14 protein-coding genes, 1 tRNA gene and 1 pseudogene are annotated in these 15132 nt (G+C 45.0%); 9 read left to right on the top strand and 7 right to left on the bottom strand.

Features of this window, described 5'->3' with window-relative positions; all coding sequences use genetic code 11:
- The first annotated feature begins 15 nt into the window (after positions 1–15).
- The 7 genes from L21SP3_RS05065 (at position 16) to L21SP3_RS05035 (ending at position 8979) form a co-directional block, all read left to right on the top strand.
- Positions 16–1203, top strand: coding sequence for a hypothetical protein (locus L21SP3_RS05065; protein ID WP_077539739.1), 1188 nt, complete (start codon positions 16–18; stop codon positions 1201–1203).
- A gap of 37 nt (positions 1204–1240) precedes the next feature.
- Entirely contained in the window at positions 1241–3160 is a 1920-nt protein-coding gene (locus L21SP3_RS05060; RefSeq protein WP_077539737.1) for a hypothetical protein, read from the top strand.
- 163 nt (positions 3161–3323) lie between these two features.
- Positions 3324–4970 carry a glucose-6-phosphate isomerase gene (pgi, locus tag L21SP3_RS05055; RefSeq protein WP_077539736.1) on the top strand — a complete coding sequence of 549 codons (1647 nt, stop codon included), beginning with the start codon at positions 3324–3326 and terminating at the stop codon, positions 4968–4970.
- Between the two features lie 123 nt (positions 4971–5093).
- Positions 5094–5732, top strand: coding sequence for a ThaI family type II restriction endonuclease (locus L21SP3_RS05050; RefSeq protein WP_077539734.1), 639 nt, complete (start codon positions 5094–5096; stop codon positions 5730–5732).
- A 1-nt stretch (position 5733) separates the two neighbouring features.
- Entirely contained in the window at positions 5734–6633 is a 900-nt protein-coding gene (locus tag L21SP3_RS05045) for a DNA-methyltransferase (RefSeq protein ID WP_077539733.1), read from the top strand.
- Between the two features lie 166 nt (positions 6634–6799).
- Positions 6800–7318 (top strand): sigma-70 family RNA polymerase sigma factor, encoded by a 519-nt coding sequence (locus L21SP3_RS05040; protein ID WP_077539731.1) that lies wholly within the window; start codon positions 6800–6802, stop codon positions 7316–7318.
- Entirely contained in the window at positions 7315–8979 is a 1665-nt protein-coding gene (locus L21SP3_RS05035; protein WP_077539730.1) for an NPCBM/NEW2 domain-containing protein, read from the top strand. Before L21SP3_RS05040 ends, L21SP3_RS05035 begins: the two co-directional genes overlap by 4 nt.
- A gap of 130 nt (positions 8980–9109) precedes the next feature.
- On the opposite strand, the gene trpB is transcribed toward L21SP3_RS05035, so the two are convergent.
- The 6 genes from trpB to L21SP3_RS05005 all read right to left on the bottom strand — a co-directional run bounded on the left by trpB (position 9110) and on the right by L21SP3_RS05005 (position 13358).
- Positions 9110–10309, bottom strand: coding sequence for a tryptophan synthase subunit beta (gene trpB / locus L21SP3_RS05030; RefSeq protein ID WP_077539728.1), 1200 nt, complete (start codon positions 10307–10309; stop codon positions 9110–9112).
- 32 nt (positions 10310–10341) lie between these two features.
- Entirely contained in the window at positions 10342–10740 is a 399-nt protein-coding gene (locus L21SP3_RS05025) for an ATP-binding protein (protein ID WP_077539726.1), read from the bottom strand.
- The gene (locus tag L21SP3_RS05020) at positions 10740–11108 is read right to left on the bottom strand and encodes an STAS domain-containing protein (protein ID WP_077539724.1); all 369 of its coding nucleotides are present in this window, start codon (positions 11106–11108) and stop codon (positions 10740–10742) included. Before L21SP3_RS05020 ends, L21SP3_RS05025 begins: the two co-directional genes overlap by 1 nt.
- 16 nt (positions 11109–11124) lie before the next feature.
- Positions 11125–12351, bottom strand: a complete 1227-nt coding sequence (locus L21SP3_RS05015) for a hypothetical protein (RefSeq protein WP_077539722.1) — start codon at positions 12349–12351, stop codon at positions 11125–11127.
- Positions 12348–12899 (bottom strand): DJ-1 family glyoxalase III, encoded by a 552-nt coding sequence (locus tag L21SP3_RS05010; protein WP_077539720.1) that lies wholly within the window; start codon positions 12897–12899, stop codon positions 12348–12350. Before L21SP3_RS05010 ends, L21SP3_RS05015 begins: the two co-directional genes overlap by 4 nt.
- A 385-nt stretch (positions 12900–13284) precedes the next feature.
- Positions 13285–13358: transfer RNA gene (locus tag L21SP3_RS05005), tRNA-Arg, on the bottom strand.
- Between the two features lie 204 nt (positions 13359–13562).
- Between L21SP3_RS05005 and L21SP3_RS05000 the strand changes: the two genes are divergently transcribed.
- Entirely contained in the window at positions 13563–14120 is a 558-nt protein-coding gene (locus tag L21SP3_RS05000) for a hypothetical protein (protein ID WP_123785139.1), read from the top strand.
- A 332-nt stretch (positions 14121–14452) separates the two neighbouring features.
- Here the strand turns inward: L21SP3_RS05000 and L21SP3_RS04995 are convergent, their stop codons facing one another.
- The gene (locus L21SP3_RS04995; protein WP_077539716.1) at positions 14453–14620 is read right to left on the bottom strand and encodes a 2-oxoacid:acceptor oxidoreductase family protein; all 168 of its coding nucleotides are present in this window, start codon (positions 14618–14620) and stop codon (positions 14453–14455) included.
- A 306-nt stretch (positions 14621–14926) separates the two neighbouring features.
- On the opposite strand from L21SP3_RS04995, the pseudogene L21SP3_RS04990 reads away from it, so the two are divergent.
- Positions 14927–15103: pseudogene (locus L21SP3_RS04990) on the top strand (transposase); the annotation flags it as partial.
- Between the last annotated feature and the right edge of the window lie 29 nt (positions 15104–15132).

Genomic DNA, 15132 nt, shown 5'->3' with positions numbered 1-15132 from the left:
TAGCTGGAGAATTTAATGAATTTCCTAAAAAGATATTTAACTATAATAATACCGTCTGCTATCGCATTGGCAGGCCTTGTTGTACTCGTGCTTACGTGGCTTTCGAATTCTGCTTTGAAAGACAATATGCAGGACAGCGTTTCAATGGGTTCGCAGGTTCGCAGATTAGCTTCTCAAACGCCTTCTGAAGAGCAGTATAGGGTTGAGGCTTCCTATCAGAATATGCATGAAGAAGACGCATCAACTATAGAGAATATGTTCCTTCAGACCACAATGAGAGAGCTGATAAGCTATCAGATTTTTCCTAAGCCCGACGACACTTCAAGGCAGCTGTTTACGGACTACTCTAAAAAGTACAGGACAGCCGTTGAGAAGATGGTGGAAAATGCCGGCGGGGTTGATGCTCCCAGCGAGCAGGAAATAAAGAATGTTAAGGCTGCCCGCGAGAGAAGGTCAAGAAGTGAAGAAGGCGAGGATCCGATTGTTGAAGCCCTCTGCAGAAACAAAGCTGCTTCCAACCCGGTTTATATGAACCCGAGGAATTTTCCGTGGTACGATTTCTGGCATAAGTACGAGTTTGTATCGGAGAATATTGCGGTTCAGGACTGCTGGAATTCTCAGGTTGCCTTATGGGTGTATCAGGATGTAGTTAAGTCTGTTAAAGCGGCCAACGCAGATGCCCAGAGCGTGTTTGCCTCGCCCTTAAAAAGACTGCTCGCTGTGAGATTTCAGAAAAGGGCGGACAATGTTGACTACGTTTCAAGGGGAGCAGGAAAATCCAAGATTATAGACGAGCCTTACTACGTTACAGAAAACAACAAGCCCATTCTTGTGGCAAGCTCTGTTACAAACAGGGTGGGCGATAACGAAACTCTGGACGTAATACATTTCAGCGTGTCAGTGGTAATAGAGAAGAGCAAAATACCGGAATTTGTTGAAGAGCTCTGTTCTGAAAAGATGCATAAGTTTTACGGCTGGGACGGAAATCAGGAAGAAAAGACCTATCAGGGCAATCAGATTACAATACTCGATTGGAGTTCTATGCCGATATTGCGTGATGCAAGGGCACACGAATACTACAGATACGGCGATAAATCTGTAGTTCAGTGGACTGCATCATGCGAGTATATTTTTGCCCGCAAGGCTTACGAAGAAATTATCCCTGAAAGCATTAAAACAAAGATGCAGGGCGAAGAAGATTAAAACGAAATAACCCTCTTAGAATTAACGGGAAGAGATAATGAGTAGATCTAAAGAAAGTCCTATAGAACGTATTGTACACTGGATAGTGCTGGGTGTTTCGGTGCTGTTTTCACTTGCGGTACTGCTCTATTTTGTAATTATGGGGCCTAATGCCGTAAAGTATGGTTCTCAGGAGGTTTCCCCTGCAAACGTTGACAGAGAAATACTTGAGGACACTCAGGCTATTAAGAATAAACTTGAATCCTCCCCCGAACCCAAGCCGCAGTATTCTGCTAAGCTGGATGATTTCAAATCTATGATGGACAGCAGCTTAGGCGGGCTCGACCTCCAGCCCATTGGAGTGCCCGCTGCAGAGCTCGATGCAATTCAGGGAGACAGGGAGTATGGACTGCCTGATATACCGCAGCTTGCAAATCTTGCAGCACAGAAGGTGCGAACGGTTGGGTTTATGCCTCTCAGCAAGCTCGAGCCGGCAAATGATTATTCACAGGCTGAAGTAGAACCGAGAGATATTGACGTTGTTACCCTTCAGGCAGAGTTTGATATTTCAGAGCTGCTTGCAAGCTTTAAAAGAACTTTCGCAGGACGCGGCATCAAGGCCGAATGGCGAGACCAAACCCTTGCAAGTCCTGTTTTTGCAGGCATTGAAATGCAGAGGCAGGTGCTTACGGCCTCAGGCTGGAGCGAATGGCAAACCGTCGAAAGGCCTAAGGTGGATAAGTATGCAGAGCTTATACAGCAGGTTTACGATGTAGAGGCGGCAAATAAGCTTAATGTGCTTATGCCGCAGTTTAGAACCTCGGATGTTTGGAGAAATGCACTCCAGCCGCAGATGTACGATATTGCAGTCGTGGATCAGAAATGGTATCCCCCGTCGCTATATGATGAATATGAAAAGCAGCTTGAGATGCAAAGACGCGAAGAGCTCAGAGAGCTCAGAGAATCGCGCAGGGAGGAAAGTGAAGAAAGAGAAGACAGAAGAAGAAGGCCTCAGAGAGACACGCAGGATCTCGGAGGCGGAGGCTTTGATCCGTTTGGCGGAGGCGGCGGAGGCGGCGCAGGCTTCAACCCGGGTATGAATCAGCCGGACACAAACCGCGACAGAAGAACGCGAAGAAGAGATGAAAGACAGGAAGAGCAAACTCCGCAAAGGCCGCAGGTGGATTTGGAAGAAGAATATCAAAAGCTCCTCATAGAAGAGGGGCAGCAGCTCGAAGAGCTTTCCGGAGTTATAAATGTTTGGACGCATGACGACTCTGTTTCGCCCGGGCAAACCTATCGATACAGAATGAGATGCGGAGTGTTTAATCCTGTAGCAGGCAAAGAATGGCTCAGCGAGCAGTACAGCGAATACAATGATGATGTGGTTCTCTGGAGTGATTTTACAGAACCCACAAAATCCTTCGATATACTTAAAAATCAGTATATATTCCCTTCAGACGGCAAAACCAACGGAGTGCTCTGCAAGGTTGCAAAGCTTGAGCTCGGTCAGTGGCATCTGCATGATTTCTTTGTTAAACCGGGAGAGAGCGTTGGAAGGTTAGTTGAAGAGAAGAAGGACGATAGACGCCGTCGCCCCGGGCAGAGAGATCAGCAGGAGGAAGAAGAAACTGAACCTGAAGAGTTTGATTATGCAACAGGCGCTGTTTATGTGGACACTGTCGATACCAGCACTTGGTCTCTGCTTGGAAACTTCGTAGAAAAGCAGTATGAGAGTATGGTATATATTCAGGATCAGCAGGTGAACGTTGTTCCGATTAGAAACCGCAACTGGAGCTCTTCAATGACAAAGGCCTACAAAACGATAACCGCAAAGGCCGAGCGTGATATCACGGTTAAGGAATCCCGCTCAGGCGGATTCAACCGCGGCATGCAGCGAGGCGGCGAAGGACAGGGCGGCTTCGATCCGTTCGGCGGAGGCGCCGGTTTTGACCCCTTCGGCGGTGCCGGAAGATAATAATGATTTATATTTGAAAATACCCTAAGGTCTGCTCTATATGAGCAGGCCTTTTTTTGTGAAAGTTTCCCAGCCAGACGCTTTTAAAATTTTCCCTGATAGGTATAATTTACTTTCCGGTAAGTTGAATTAAATTGCTAATATTATTACAGGACTTTATCGTATGCTTAATAAAATAAATCCCGCAGAAACTTCTGCTTGGAAAGAGCTCAACGCACATTTTGATGATATGAAAAACGCTCATATGAAGGAGCTCTTCAGCGAAGACTCCGAAAGGTTTGAAAAGTTTTCTTTGAAATTTGAAGATATCCTGCTGGACTATTCAAAAAACAGGATCTCCGAGAAAACACTATTTCTGCTTATTGACCTTGCTGGAGAGACTAGGCTTAAAGAAGCGATTGAAAAGGTGTTTGCAGGGAAGAAAATAAACGAAACTGAAGGCAGAGCCGTGCTCCATACCGCCCTTAGAAACAGCTCTAATGAGCCAGTTTACGTTGACGGTGAGGATGTGATGCCGAAGGTGAGGGCGGTTCGTTCGCAGATGAAAGATTTTAGCGATAAACTGCTCAGCGGACAGTGGAAAGGCTGCACAGGAAAGCAGATCACTGACGTTGTGAATATAGGAATAGGCGGCTCTGATCTCGGCCCTGTTATGGTTACTGAGGCTCTCAGGCCATACTGGCAAAATATCACCCCGCATTTTGTTTCCAACGTCGATGGGTCGCATATATGCGAAACGCTCAAGAAAATTGATCCGGAAACCACCCTCTTTATCATTGCCTCCAAAACCTTCACAACTCAGGAAACTATGACAAACGCACATACCGCACGCAGGTGGTTTGTGGATAAAACAGGGAGTGAAGAAGCAGTCGCAAAGCATTTTGCTGCTGTTTCAACAAATCAAAACGAGGTGGAGAAGTTCGGCATAGACCCTTCAAATATGTTCGTATTCTGGGACTGGGTAGGCGGGAGATACTCGCTCTGGTCTGCTATCGGCCTTTCAATTGCCTGCACCATCGGATACGAGAATTTCTCAGCACTGCTCGAGGGAGCTGAGGCTATGGACTGCCATTTCAAATCACAGCCCTTTGAGAAGAATATGCCCGTTATACTTGCCCTTATCGGTATCTGGTACAACAATTTCTTCCAAGCTGAAACCGAGGCAATCCTGCCTTACGATCAGTATATGCACCGGTTCAGCGCGTATTTCCAGCAGGGGAATATGGAAAGCAGCGGCAAATCCGTGGACCGTTCCGGCAATCCTGTGGATTATCAGACAGGCCCGATTGTATGGGGAGAACCCGGCACAAACGGCCAGCACGCATTCTATCAGCTTATCCATCAGGGCACAAAGCTTATACCATGCGATTTTATAGCCCCTGCACAAACACACAATCCCGAATCAGACCACCACAGCAAACTGCTCTCAAACTTCTTCGCACAAACCGAAGCCCTTATGATGGGCAAAACAAAAGAGCAGGTCAGGCAGGAACTCAAAGATGCAGGCAAAACAGATGAGCAGATTCAATCGCTCCTGCCGTTCAAGGTGTTTGAAGGTAATAAACCTACAAACTCTATTCTCGTTAAGAAGATTACGCCAAGAACCCTCGGCAGCCTTATTGCTATGTATGAACATAAAATATTCACTCAAGGCGTGATATGGAATATCTTCAGCTTCGATCAGTGGGGCGTGGAGCTGGGCAAGCAGCTGGCCAAATCAATCCTCCCGGAGCTGAAAGAAGATGAAAAAATCAATTCCCACGACGCATCTACTAACGGCCTGATAAACGCTTACAAATTAATGAGGTAAATCTTGAATTTCGCTTCTGCAAATCAATGGAGTGCTGCTTTACGAAAGCAGTGCTCTTTCAATTGTTTAATTCTTAATCTATGGTAAGATAAGTGAATATAATATAAAAATTAGAAGGTTTTTATGGATGATAACGCTGTTCTAAAATCTATTAGAGCCGATGAAGCTCTTGTAGAAAAGATTAAAAGCAAACTGCCGGCAATGTTCCATCTAGCAGAATTGGAATGCTCAAGTGCTGGAAAAATTGGGATGGAAGTAGGTTTTTTGCGTGAGCGAATCATCATTGCTATGCTTATTTACAAATTCGGTCGGGATAATGTTAAGACAGACATCCCAATAACCCAGAAAGAAGTTGATGTAGAGGTATGTAAAAAGCCAATTTCTATAAAAACACAAACAGGCAGAGGGAAGTCAGGTTTTAAGCTGATTTGGACTGTTGATTGGGATAAAGTGAGCGAATTTTGCGAAAGCTATCGTCCTTTTTGTGATATTATCTTTGTCAGAATAAACTGGTATAATGCTGGTTCTTTCTACTATATTCCTGTAGAAGTTCAAAAATCAGTTTTTGGAAATTTGGGATGCAATAACTATCTAAAGTTTCCTAAAAGAGGTACAAATCCAAGGGGTGTTCAAATATCATCTAAGGCCTTCAATGAAATACTGGAACACGATAATACTTTTGAAATACAGGTACAATGGGATAAGAATAACTTAGAGTTCGATGCATACAAACGCTGGCTTGATATGTGGGAGGATCAATAGTATGGGCTCAGGTACAAAAACGTCTTCTTTCGGAACGAGTAAAAGAATAAATCACGACTCAAGCGGGTTTTACAATTCCAAGATTTATTCAAATCTCAGCAAATCTTCCGCATCTGAACCGGATAATGAGTTTCCCTCGGAGCTGCTGAATACAGTGATAAAGGCTGATGCACAAAATATGAAGGAGATTCCTGATAATTCGCTTCATTTGATGATAACTTCTCCCCCGTACAATGTATCTAAAGATTACGATGATAATCTTGACCTTGATGAGTATCTTGCTTTGCTGAAAAACGTTTACACTGAAACTTACAGAGTTCTGGTTAACGGCGGCCGCGCTTGCGTGAATATTGCAAATATCGGCAGAAAGCCGTATATCCCGCTGTCAGATTTTATATCTCGGATTATGCTTGATATCGGCTTTAAAATGAGGGGTGAGATAATCTGGAACAAAGGCTCAGGAGCGGGAGTTTCGATGGCTTGGGGCAGTTGGAAATCAGCTTCTAACCCTGTTTTAAGGGATGTTCATGAGTATATTTTGGTCTTTTCTAAAGGCGATTTTAAAAGGCCTAAGAAAGATAAAGAGAACACCATAAGCAAAGAAGATTTCATGGAATGGACTAAATCTGTATGGAATATGAATACCGAATCAGCTAAAAGAGTAGGTCATCCCGCTCCGTTTCCCGAAGAGCTCCCAAGAAGGCTTATAGAGCTGTATTCTTATAAGGAGGATATTATACTGGACCCCTTCATGGGCAGCGGCACAACGGCATTGGCAGCGTTGAAAACAGATCGAAAGTATGTGGGCTATGAAGTCGATCAGGGATATGCTGATGTCTGCAGAAAGAGGATTGATAAATACAAACAGCAGAGGAAAGAGGAAGATTCTCGTTTGTTTTAAAAAGTATTCATTCCCGAAGCGAATCAGAAGGCCGGTTTTAACTGCCGGCCTTTCTTTTGAATTGTTTTAGGTAAAAGAGATTTTAAATTTTGTTTGCTTTATAAGTGAAATTTTTTATTTTTTCCCGTAAAATATGCTTTCTCAGGCTATAAAACATTGAGAGATTATGCTTGATAAAGTTAAAAATATAGAGTTTGTAAACCTTCTTACTTCGAACTATCACAGGATATATAATTTCATCCTTTCGATGGTTCCAAATCGTACGGAGGCCGATGATATTATGCAGGAGGCCTCAATTGTGATGATGGAGAAGTTTGAAGAGCTCAGCAGCAGCGAAGAGTTTCTGCCGTGGGCCTTTACTGTAGCCAAATTTCAGGTGCTAAAATACCTCAAGAAAAAGGGCGACAGGGCGGTGCTGAACGAAAAGCTCATTCGTATGCTCTCAGAGCAGAGCAGGAAAAGATCGGAGAATCTTGACGACTGGATAGACGCACTCCAGGAGTGCGTTGGCAAGCTGCCCAACTTAGACAGAGAACTTGTTGATATGAAATACAATCAGCAGTGTACGGCAAATGAAATCGCAGGGCATACAGGTCTTCCTGCCCCTAAGGTTTACCGCCGGATATATAAAATTCACGAACTTCTGCAGAGGTGCGTCAGATTCGTGATGGGTGAGTCAAAATGACGGAAAAACAGAAAATAAGGCTTAGAATGCTTACGGTGGGCTCTGTGGAAACAGGGCTTTCGCCAAAGGAAAAGGCAGAGCTGGAGAGTATGCTTGAAAGCTCCGAAGATGCCCGAAGCTTCTACCTGGACCTTATCACAATCAACACTGCTCTTGGAAAGGTAGGCGGCGAGGCGGTGAGCTTTCAAGGTGAAGATTTTGATAAGATATGCCGCCAGATTGAGCAGATGGAGCTTACCGCTCCATGCGCGTGCACTCCAAAGCAGCAGGAGGGTAACGTTCAGCCCTTAGATTCCAGTCAGAAAAGGTCGGGTAAGGTTCGCTTTACTGCAGTGCGATGGATAGAGAGGTCTGCCCTTGCCGCTGCGGTGCTCTGCGTACTTTTCCTACTATATCAGCTTTATTACGTTAATGTATATGTGCCCAGCAGGCCTCATCAGGTTGCTCAGGTAGCAGATTCTTCAGATGTTTTGTGGCAGGGCAGCAGGCCTGTGGAGAATGAAAACGGGATTTACCTCCGCACCTCCAAACAATATCAGCTTGAGGAGGGTTTCGCTAAGATACTTTTATCCAACGGCGTAGAATTTCTGCTCGAAGACGAGGCGAAATTTGAGATTGAGAATGCAGAGAGGGTAAATGTGCTTGAAGGAAGTGCGTATTTTAAGGTTCCCTCTACATGCATCGGTTTCATTGCTGATACTCCAACTTCACGAATTATTGATCTGGGAACAGAGTTTGGGGTTTCTGTATTCTCAGGCGGCTCTTCTGAGCTGCATATGTTCAGGGGGAAATGCTCTATGGCCCCGCGTATCGAAAACAGAACTAAAGGCGCAAGGCTCTTTGAGGAAGGTGAAGCGGTTAAGATATCCGAAAAAGGCGAAACCTCCGATATTGTCCAAAGCTCTTCGGGCTTCTTGAGGATAATGGATTCCTCCAAAAATTTCTATTGGCATGGAGAAAATATAAGCCTTGCTGATATACTCGGCAGCGGCAGCGGGACAGGAAATGGTGTTATAGGCAGAGCAATAAACCTTTCATCAGGAGAATATATTCGGAAGACCACAAAGCTTCAGTCTAGCAAGTCCGGCTACAGGCTTGTTCCTTCAAATGAGATTGTTGACGGCGTATTCATTCCAGACGGCGAGGACGCCTCTCAGGTTACATCCAAAAATCACATATACGACGGCTTCGAAAATACAAGCGGAACCTGCTGGACACCCATCTCAAACGGCCCGAACTTTAATATGGGCAGCAATTACTACAACAAAAGATGCATTATTAACGGCCAGCTTTACGGAACAAAGGAAAATCCTGCTCTTTATATGCACTCTAATTCAGCGGTTACTTTCGACCTCAGAGCTTTGCGGACAATGCTGCCAGGCCAGAGAATTGCGGAATTCAGGACTATTTACGGAGTGCCTGATTATGAACAGGAGCCCTCAGATGCTCATAGAATTACAAACGCAGATTTTACTGTGCTCTTAGATGGCGCGGAAATCCTCAAAAAAGAGCAGGTGAAATACGGTCAGACGTTCGATTTTCGCAAAGATATCCCAGAGGACGCAGAATTCCTTACCCTCGCTTGCACAGATGCAGACGGTTCGCCTCATCAGGATTGGGGCGTTTTCGCAAGGCCTGAGCTCGTTATAGAGCAGAATTGAACAGCCCGATTGATACCGCAAGCTTGCATAATATAGATGCGACATGCCTTCAAACCTCGCCGCTTGCCGGCCGAAAAAAAAGCCGGAGAAGATCGTTTCCCCGGCTTGCATATTTCTGAATTGTGCTATATTAAAGCTTCAGTTTTTCGGCGACAAAATCAACATCCTTATCCCCTCTGCCTGAGAGATTAACGAGTATATTTTTGCCCTTTCCTATCCTTGCAGCCTCCTGCATGGCAAAATGTAAAGCATGAGCGCTTTCCAGAGCAGGAATAATGCCTTCGAGGTGAGAGAGCTGCATAAATGCCTCGAGACACTGCTCATCGTCAGCGGTTTCATATCGAACCCTTCCGATATCCTTCAGGTAGCAGTGCTGCGGCCCAACACCCGGATAATCAAGGCCTGAAGCGATTGAATAAACCGGCAGCGGATTGCCTTTTTCGTCCTGAAGGTTGTAGCATTTAAATCCGTGTATCATTCCCTTATGACCTGCTGTGAGGGTAGCTGCGTGTTCCTTTGTATTGAGTCCGTGGCCTGCCGGCTCAACCCCTACAAGCTCCACGTTTTCATCATTTAGAAAAGCAGTAAAAATACCAATAGCGTTGGAACCGCCTCCCACGCAGGCGGTTACGATATCGGGCAGTCTGCCTGTTTTTTCCTGAATCTGCTGCCTTGCTTCTCTTCCCACTACGCTCTGAAAATCCCTAACCATCTTCGGGAATGGATGAGGCCCTACAACCGAGCCTATCGCATACATAAAGTGGTCAGGGTCTCTGAGATATTCCTCGAAAGCGCTGTCAACTGCATCTTTCAGAGTTTTCGTTCCTCTCGATACAGGCACAATCCTGCAACCGAGAATCTTCATTTTGGTAACATTTGGGTGTTCTTTGACGATGTCAATTTCGCCCATGTGGATTTCACAGTCTATTCCAACCAGCGCGCAGGCTGTAGCCAGGGCTACTCCGTGCTGTCCTGCACCTGTCTCAGCGAGCACTTTTGTCTTTCCCATGTATTTTGCAAGAAGCGCTTCCCCGAGACAGTGATTGATCTTATGTGCTCCGGTGTGGTTTAGGTCTTCGCGTTTGAGATAAATATTTGCCCCGCCGGCCTTTTCTGTGATTTTTTTTGCGAAATAGATAGGGCTTGGCCTGCCTACATAATCGGTATACAGGTTAGCAAGATCTGTTTGAAAATCCTCCGTGGCTGTTACTTTCTCGTAAGCCTCTGCAATGTCATCCATTACTGCCTTCAGCTCCGGCGGTATCTGCTGTCCTCCATATTCCCCGAAATAGCCTTCCTTATCGGGCATTGCGCTGAATTCTAATGCCATTTCTGTACCTCTGAATTTTTGTTTAATAAAACTTAACTAAAATATTTTGTCAGCGTAACACTGTTGCCTTTTTCGTTATACTGCACATCATCCATAACGTATTTGATAATATAGACACCTCTGCCTGTTGTTTTGTTTAGATTTTCCTCAGCAGTAGGGTCTATAAGATTTTCTCTTTCAAAACCCTCTCCCTGATCGGTTACTGTGACTGAAAAGGACTTATCTGTCCAAGAGAAGTTTACAGTAACCTTCTTAGCAGGGTCTCGCTTGTTACCGTGCACAATAGCATTGTTAAGAGCCTCCGCTACTGCCAGCCTGAGCCACCAAATCGTATCAGAGGAGAGCTCACTGTCTGCTGCAGCGAAAATTTTATCACAAAGCTGCTGAGTTTGTGCAGGATAACTCACGCACAATGTTTCAGATTTCTCCATCACTCATTAATCGAAAGCAGTATTGCCTTATGGGATTCGCTTACGTCTTTGCGTATGGTGAAAACTTGGTCGAGCTTGGTTATTTTGAAAATCTCCAGGATGCGTTTATTAATGCCGCATAAGCTCAAAAAGCCGCCTTGTTTCTTGATCTCGCTGTTTATACGAATCAAAACACCAAGAGCTGAACTGCTGAGGTGTTCTACTCGGCTGAAATCTATTATCATTTTGGTAGGCCTGCATTCTTCTACCAGAGGGCTGAGCGTTTCTTCCAATGACATAATCTGCGCATCTTCAAGAAGTCTTGGGATGGTAATCTCTACTATTACCACCTTCCCTGCATATCTGACACTTACTACTGGGTTGTTCATGTTTATCTCCTGATATTTACAGCCGGGGCTGAGTGTCTTTGTTTGAGCCGAAGCCGCCGAGGCCGGGTTTTTCTCCGAAACCCTTAAAACTGCCGCCAGCGGATTTATTTCCTGTATTTCTTCCGCCTTTATTATATCTACTAAGCCCTGGACTGTCCAGTTCGCCGTTATCTGCGTTTTTTCCGCTGCTTTTGGTAATGAGTGAATAACTGAAAGTTCGGTACTGCTTCTCCATCTTCTCGTAGTCTGAGCCGAAGTACTCCTCGAATACTGCTACGCCCGCCTTACGGTTCAATGCAGTGTTTAGAGCAGCATTTCTGTCTTCAAGATTCACCAGTATGTTTCTGCTTATCCCCCATCTGCCTTTTGCTCCGTCTTGAATAAGATTAAAAAGCTTTGAGGCATAGTTTGCTTTGTCGTATTCCATTAAAAATCTTACAAAGCTGTAAAGCTTGGAATAATATGCATTCGTTTTCTCAGGGTTGGGATTTTTGAATAGAGAGGTTGGGTTGATTGTCAAAAGCTCGGTGAATGAAATCTCGTAGTTATCTGCTGCCGCCTCCTTGAGCCCCTGAATTCGCAGCTTGTTGTATTTTGGGTTAAAATCGAATCCGCCGTCGGTGAAACGAACGCCTTCAAAGCTAATAGCCATTCCTTCATCTATCCAGGCAGGAAGCTGATAACGAAAATGCCTTCTGCTGAACTGATGCCAGCATTCATGGCCTAAAAGCGAAAGAGTTTTATTCAGCCCTAAATTGTATGCTGCGCAAACTCCGTTGTGGTAGAAGGCGCCGTTTTTTATGTTCTTGAAATAAGTCCAGTATTCGGCTGTAAAGCCTTCTGTAAACAGCTCCCACTGCTCACGCTCTGCAAATATATAAATCTCGCTTTGGCGTCGGGAAACCTCGCTGATGCCCGTTACATCCTGAAACCGGCTGTGCAGAGTTTCAAGAAAGAGAGGGATCCTCCGGGTGAGCAGGAAATCTTTCAGTGTTGAATGCACTGCATAGTGCTCTGTTTTTATTGTAATTCCGCCATCTGCGAATGCATTCTCCCACATCTCTACAGATTCAACGGCAGGCAGATTCTCGAGCATTATCGTTAAGCTGCTTTCCTGTGAGACAGCTTCGCTGCTGTTGGGGGCAGGGCTCTGAATGTTTGCCTTAGTGCTGTCTGCTGTTTTTCCGCAGCCTGCTGTTAAAAGAGCTGCACCGGCTAATAATATCTTTAAATATACCTTCATTTAACAAGCATACCCTGAGCTGTTTTCTCGGCATTTTCTTTTCCTTCAAGCAGTTCGGCAAGTTTGAGTGCAAATGCCATTGCTGTTCCCGGGCCTCTGCTTGTTATGCAGTTCCCGTCTGCAACAACATCCTCACCCTCCAGATAGCTGTCTGCAAGGGAATGTTCAAGCCCGGGGTAGCACGTGCCTTTTTTGCCGGCCATAAGACCGTGAGAGGCAAGCACAATCGCAGGCGATGCGCATATCGCTGCATACAAACGCCGCGCCTCGGCCTGAGTTTTCAGCATTTCAGTGAGGATTCTCGAATCTCTTAAGTGCTCTGCTCCGGGCATACCGCCAGGGAGCACTATCAGATCGTATTCGTTTCCCGAACAAACCTCTATCGGGGCATCAGCCACGAGCTTAGTTCCTCTGCTCATTGTTACTGATATATCGGCAACTGAAGCTATTGTAAGCTCTGTGCCGGCACGCCTCAAAACATCTATAATAGTAACAGCTTCAAGCTCTTCACTTCCGTCTGCAATGGGTAAAAGCGCTGTCTTGCTCATTTTTTCTTCTTCCGAATTTGAGTTCAGAATAAAATTTCTTTCCGGCTGCCGAGCATTATAACAAAAACTGCAAAATTAGAAAATAAAATGTTGCGATACAGCAGTACATGTTTGACCTTTTATGCACAATAACCATCTCAAGCCGTTTGAAGAAGCATTGGAGATGCCGCGTCATTTTATAAAGAAAATGAAGATGCACTAGCGACAGGAACGGGCGGTTTGACTTCAGCAAAAACTTCAGCACACTGCGCATCCAAAGGCGGTTTTAAGCGAACTCAGGCGAACGATGGAAGCGAATATTCAGGGAATGCTGGAGGCAGCGAAAACAGGCCTGAAAGGGCTCAAAACCACCGTCTTAAGCCCTTGAGAGTTGATAAGAATCAAACACACCCGGCACGACTCGAACGTGCGACCTACGGATTAGAAATCCGTTGCTCTATCCTGCTGAGCTACGGGTGCAGCCCTGTACGCATAACTCTCGAGATAACTCTCCGCTGAGCAATGCGAGAAATGAGAATTTTATTATATTCGCAATCATAATCAAGAGTTTTTCGCCGGCTTGAAGCTTTTAGCGAAACTTAATTCCTCGCCAGCGAGAAATTGCTGGAAAATGATTTGCCGAAATGTATAATTCCGCATTCTATTTTTGCAAGAGGTATAGCATTGAAGGCTTTAGCAAGAGAAACTCTCAAAGTAAGCAAGCTCAAACTCAGGCTCTACGAAAAGCCGCTTCATCCGGAGCTTTTCGATGTACGCAGGCGCGTAATGGAGCAGTCTCCGGCCTGCGGGATCGACCTTTGGATAACCGGCTGTTCGCACCTGCTCAGTCTGCACGGGCAAAGATTCTGCGTTACCGAATTTCTCGGAACAGCAAGACAGAAAGACCTCCCGGCCGGCGAGGTGGACAGCTTCCGCCTGAAAGGCACGAAATATCACTCATACAGGCTCGCAGGCGGATCGATCAAATATCAGACAGAGTTCGGAATTGAATCTGTCTCGGAAAACGTGTATTCGTATATCACCGAAGAGCTCAAGGATTCAGCAGCCAACACCGGCAATCTGTTTATGTACACCAGCTCCGAGAGCGAAACGCTGGTAAGACCGTTTTCGTATGCCTCGATTTGGAAAACTGCCGATAAGGTGCAGCTTTCTGTATGCCACGGGTATCCCGCCGAAATGAAGGTGCTGAGAACGCTTTCACTATTCGAAATCAAACGTTGAGATAATACTTTTGCTTTCTCACTTGGGCAGTAAAATTATCCCTTCCAGACGTTACGGCTTTTGGTTCATCTCCACCTGCGGCTCGGTGTAAATGTCCGCTGTGTATTCTTAAACCATGATCGCTGCAAAGAGCAAAATTTTCTTGTTAAGTCTTTATTGATAAAACTTTACATTTAATAAAAATTGCCCAATCAGTGGAGTCTGTGAATAAATCTTTGCATTAGGCAATCAAAATTAGTGTTTTGGCTTTGTGTTTTTCGGCAGGTAATCAAATAAAAGCCCCGCAGGTGGTTCTGCCGGGGCTTTGGGGTTCGCTGATTTATCGCTTTCGGTTAAATTTCTCTTCCGGTTTTGAAGGCCTTGATGTTGAGATCTATAAATTTCGGCTTCACGCTGATCTTCACCGCCTCAAGCCAAGCCTCTTCGCTGAGCTTATCGAGCCCTTTTGAAAGAGCCCCCAGCAGCACAACATTCGCCGCCCGCACGTTCCCAAACTTCATGCAGGACTTGCAGTTTTAACCTATACTCCTATCGATAGGTATGTAACCTTGTAAAATTGTCAATTATCCATTTTTTTTTCTTGAATATAAAAATGAGCGTTATAGAATGAATGAAAAGCGTTTTTTGGGGATTAGTAATTTAGTAACTGCTTTTAAGGAGATCTGAGATGCAATCGAAGAAGTTGTTTTTTATGGTTTTTGTGCTGGCTTCAACTTTTGTGTAGCTCTCCCATAGAATTGAACACTTTAAATTAGACGGTTCCTGAATAATATAAACCAACTCAAATATTTAGAAAGGAACTTAAAATGCGAAGATCGAGGTTTAGTGAAAGCCAGATACTTTCGATTCTCAAGGAGTCAGAAGCCGGTTTAGAGGTCAGTGATTTGACCAGGAAATACGGCATATCCCGTGCCACATTTTACAACTGGAAGAGCAAGTATTCTGGTATTGGCGGCAGTGAGATAAGGCGTTTACGCGAGTTGTAGCTCTCCCATAGAATTGAACACTTTAA

It is taken from the genome of Sedimentisphaera cyanobacteriorum, from assembly GCF_001997385.1.
GTDB classification, from domain to species: domain Bacteria; phylum Planctomycetota; class Phycisphaerae; order Sedimentisphaerales; family Sedimentisphaeraceae; genus Sedimentisphaera; species Sedimentisphaera cyanobacteriorum.
The sequence above is the reverse complement of the archived record's forward strand: the minus strand, read 5'-3'. Positions and strand labels throughout refer to the sequence as shown.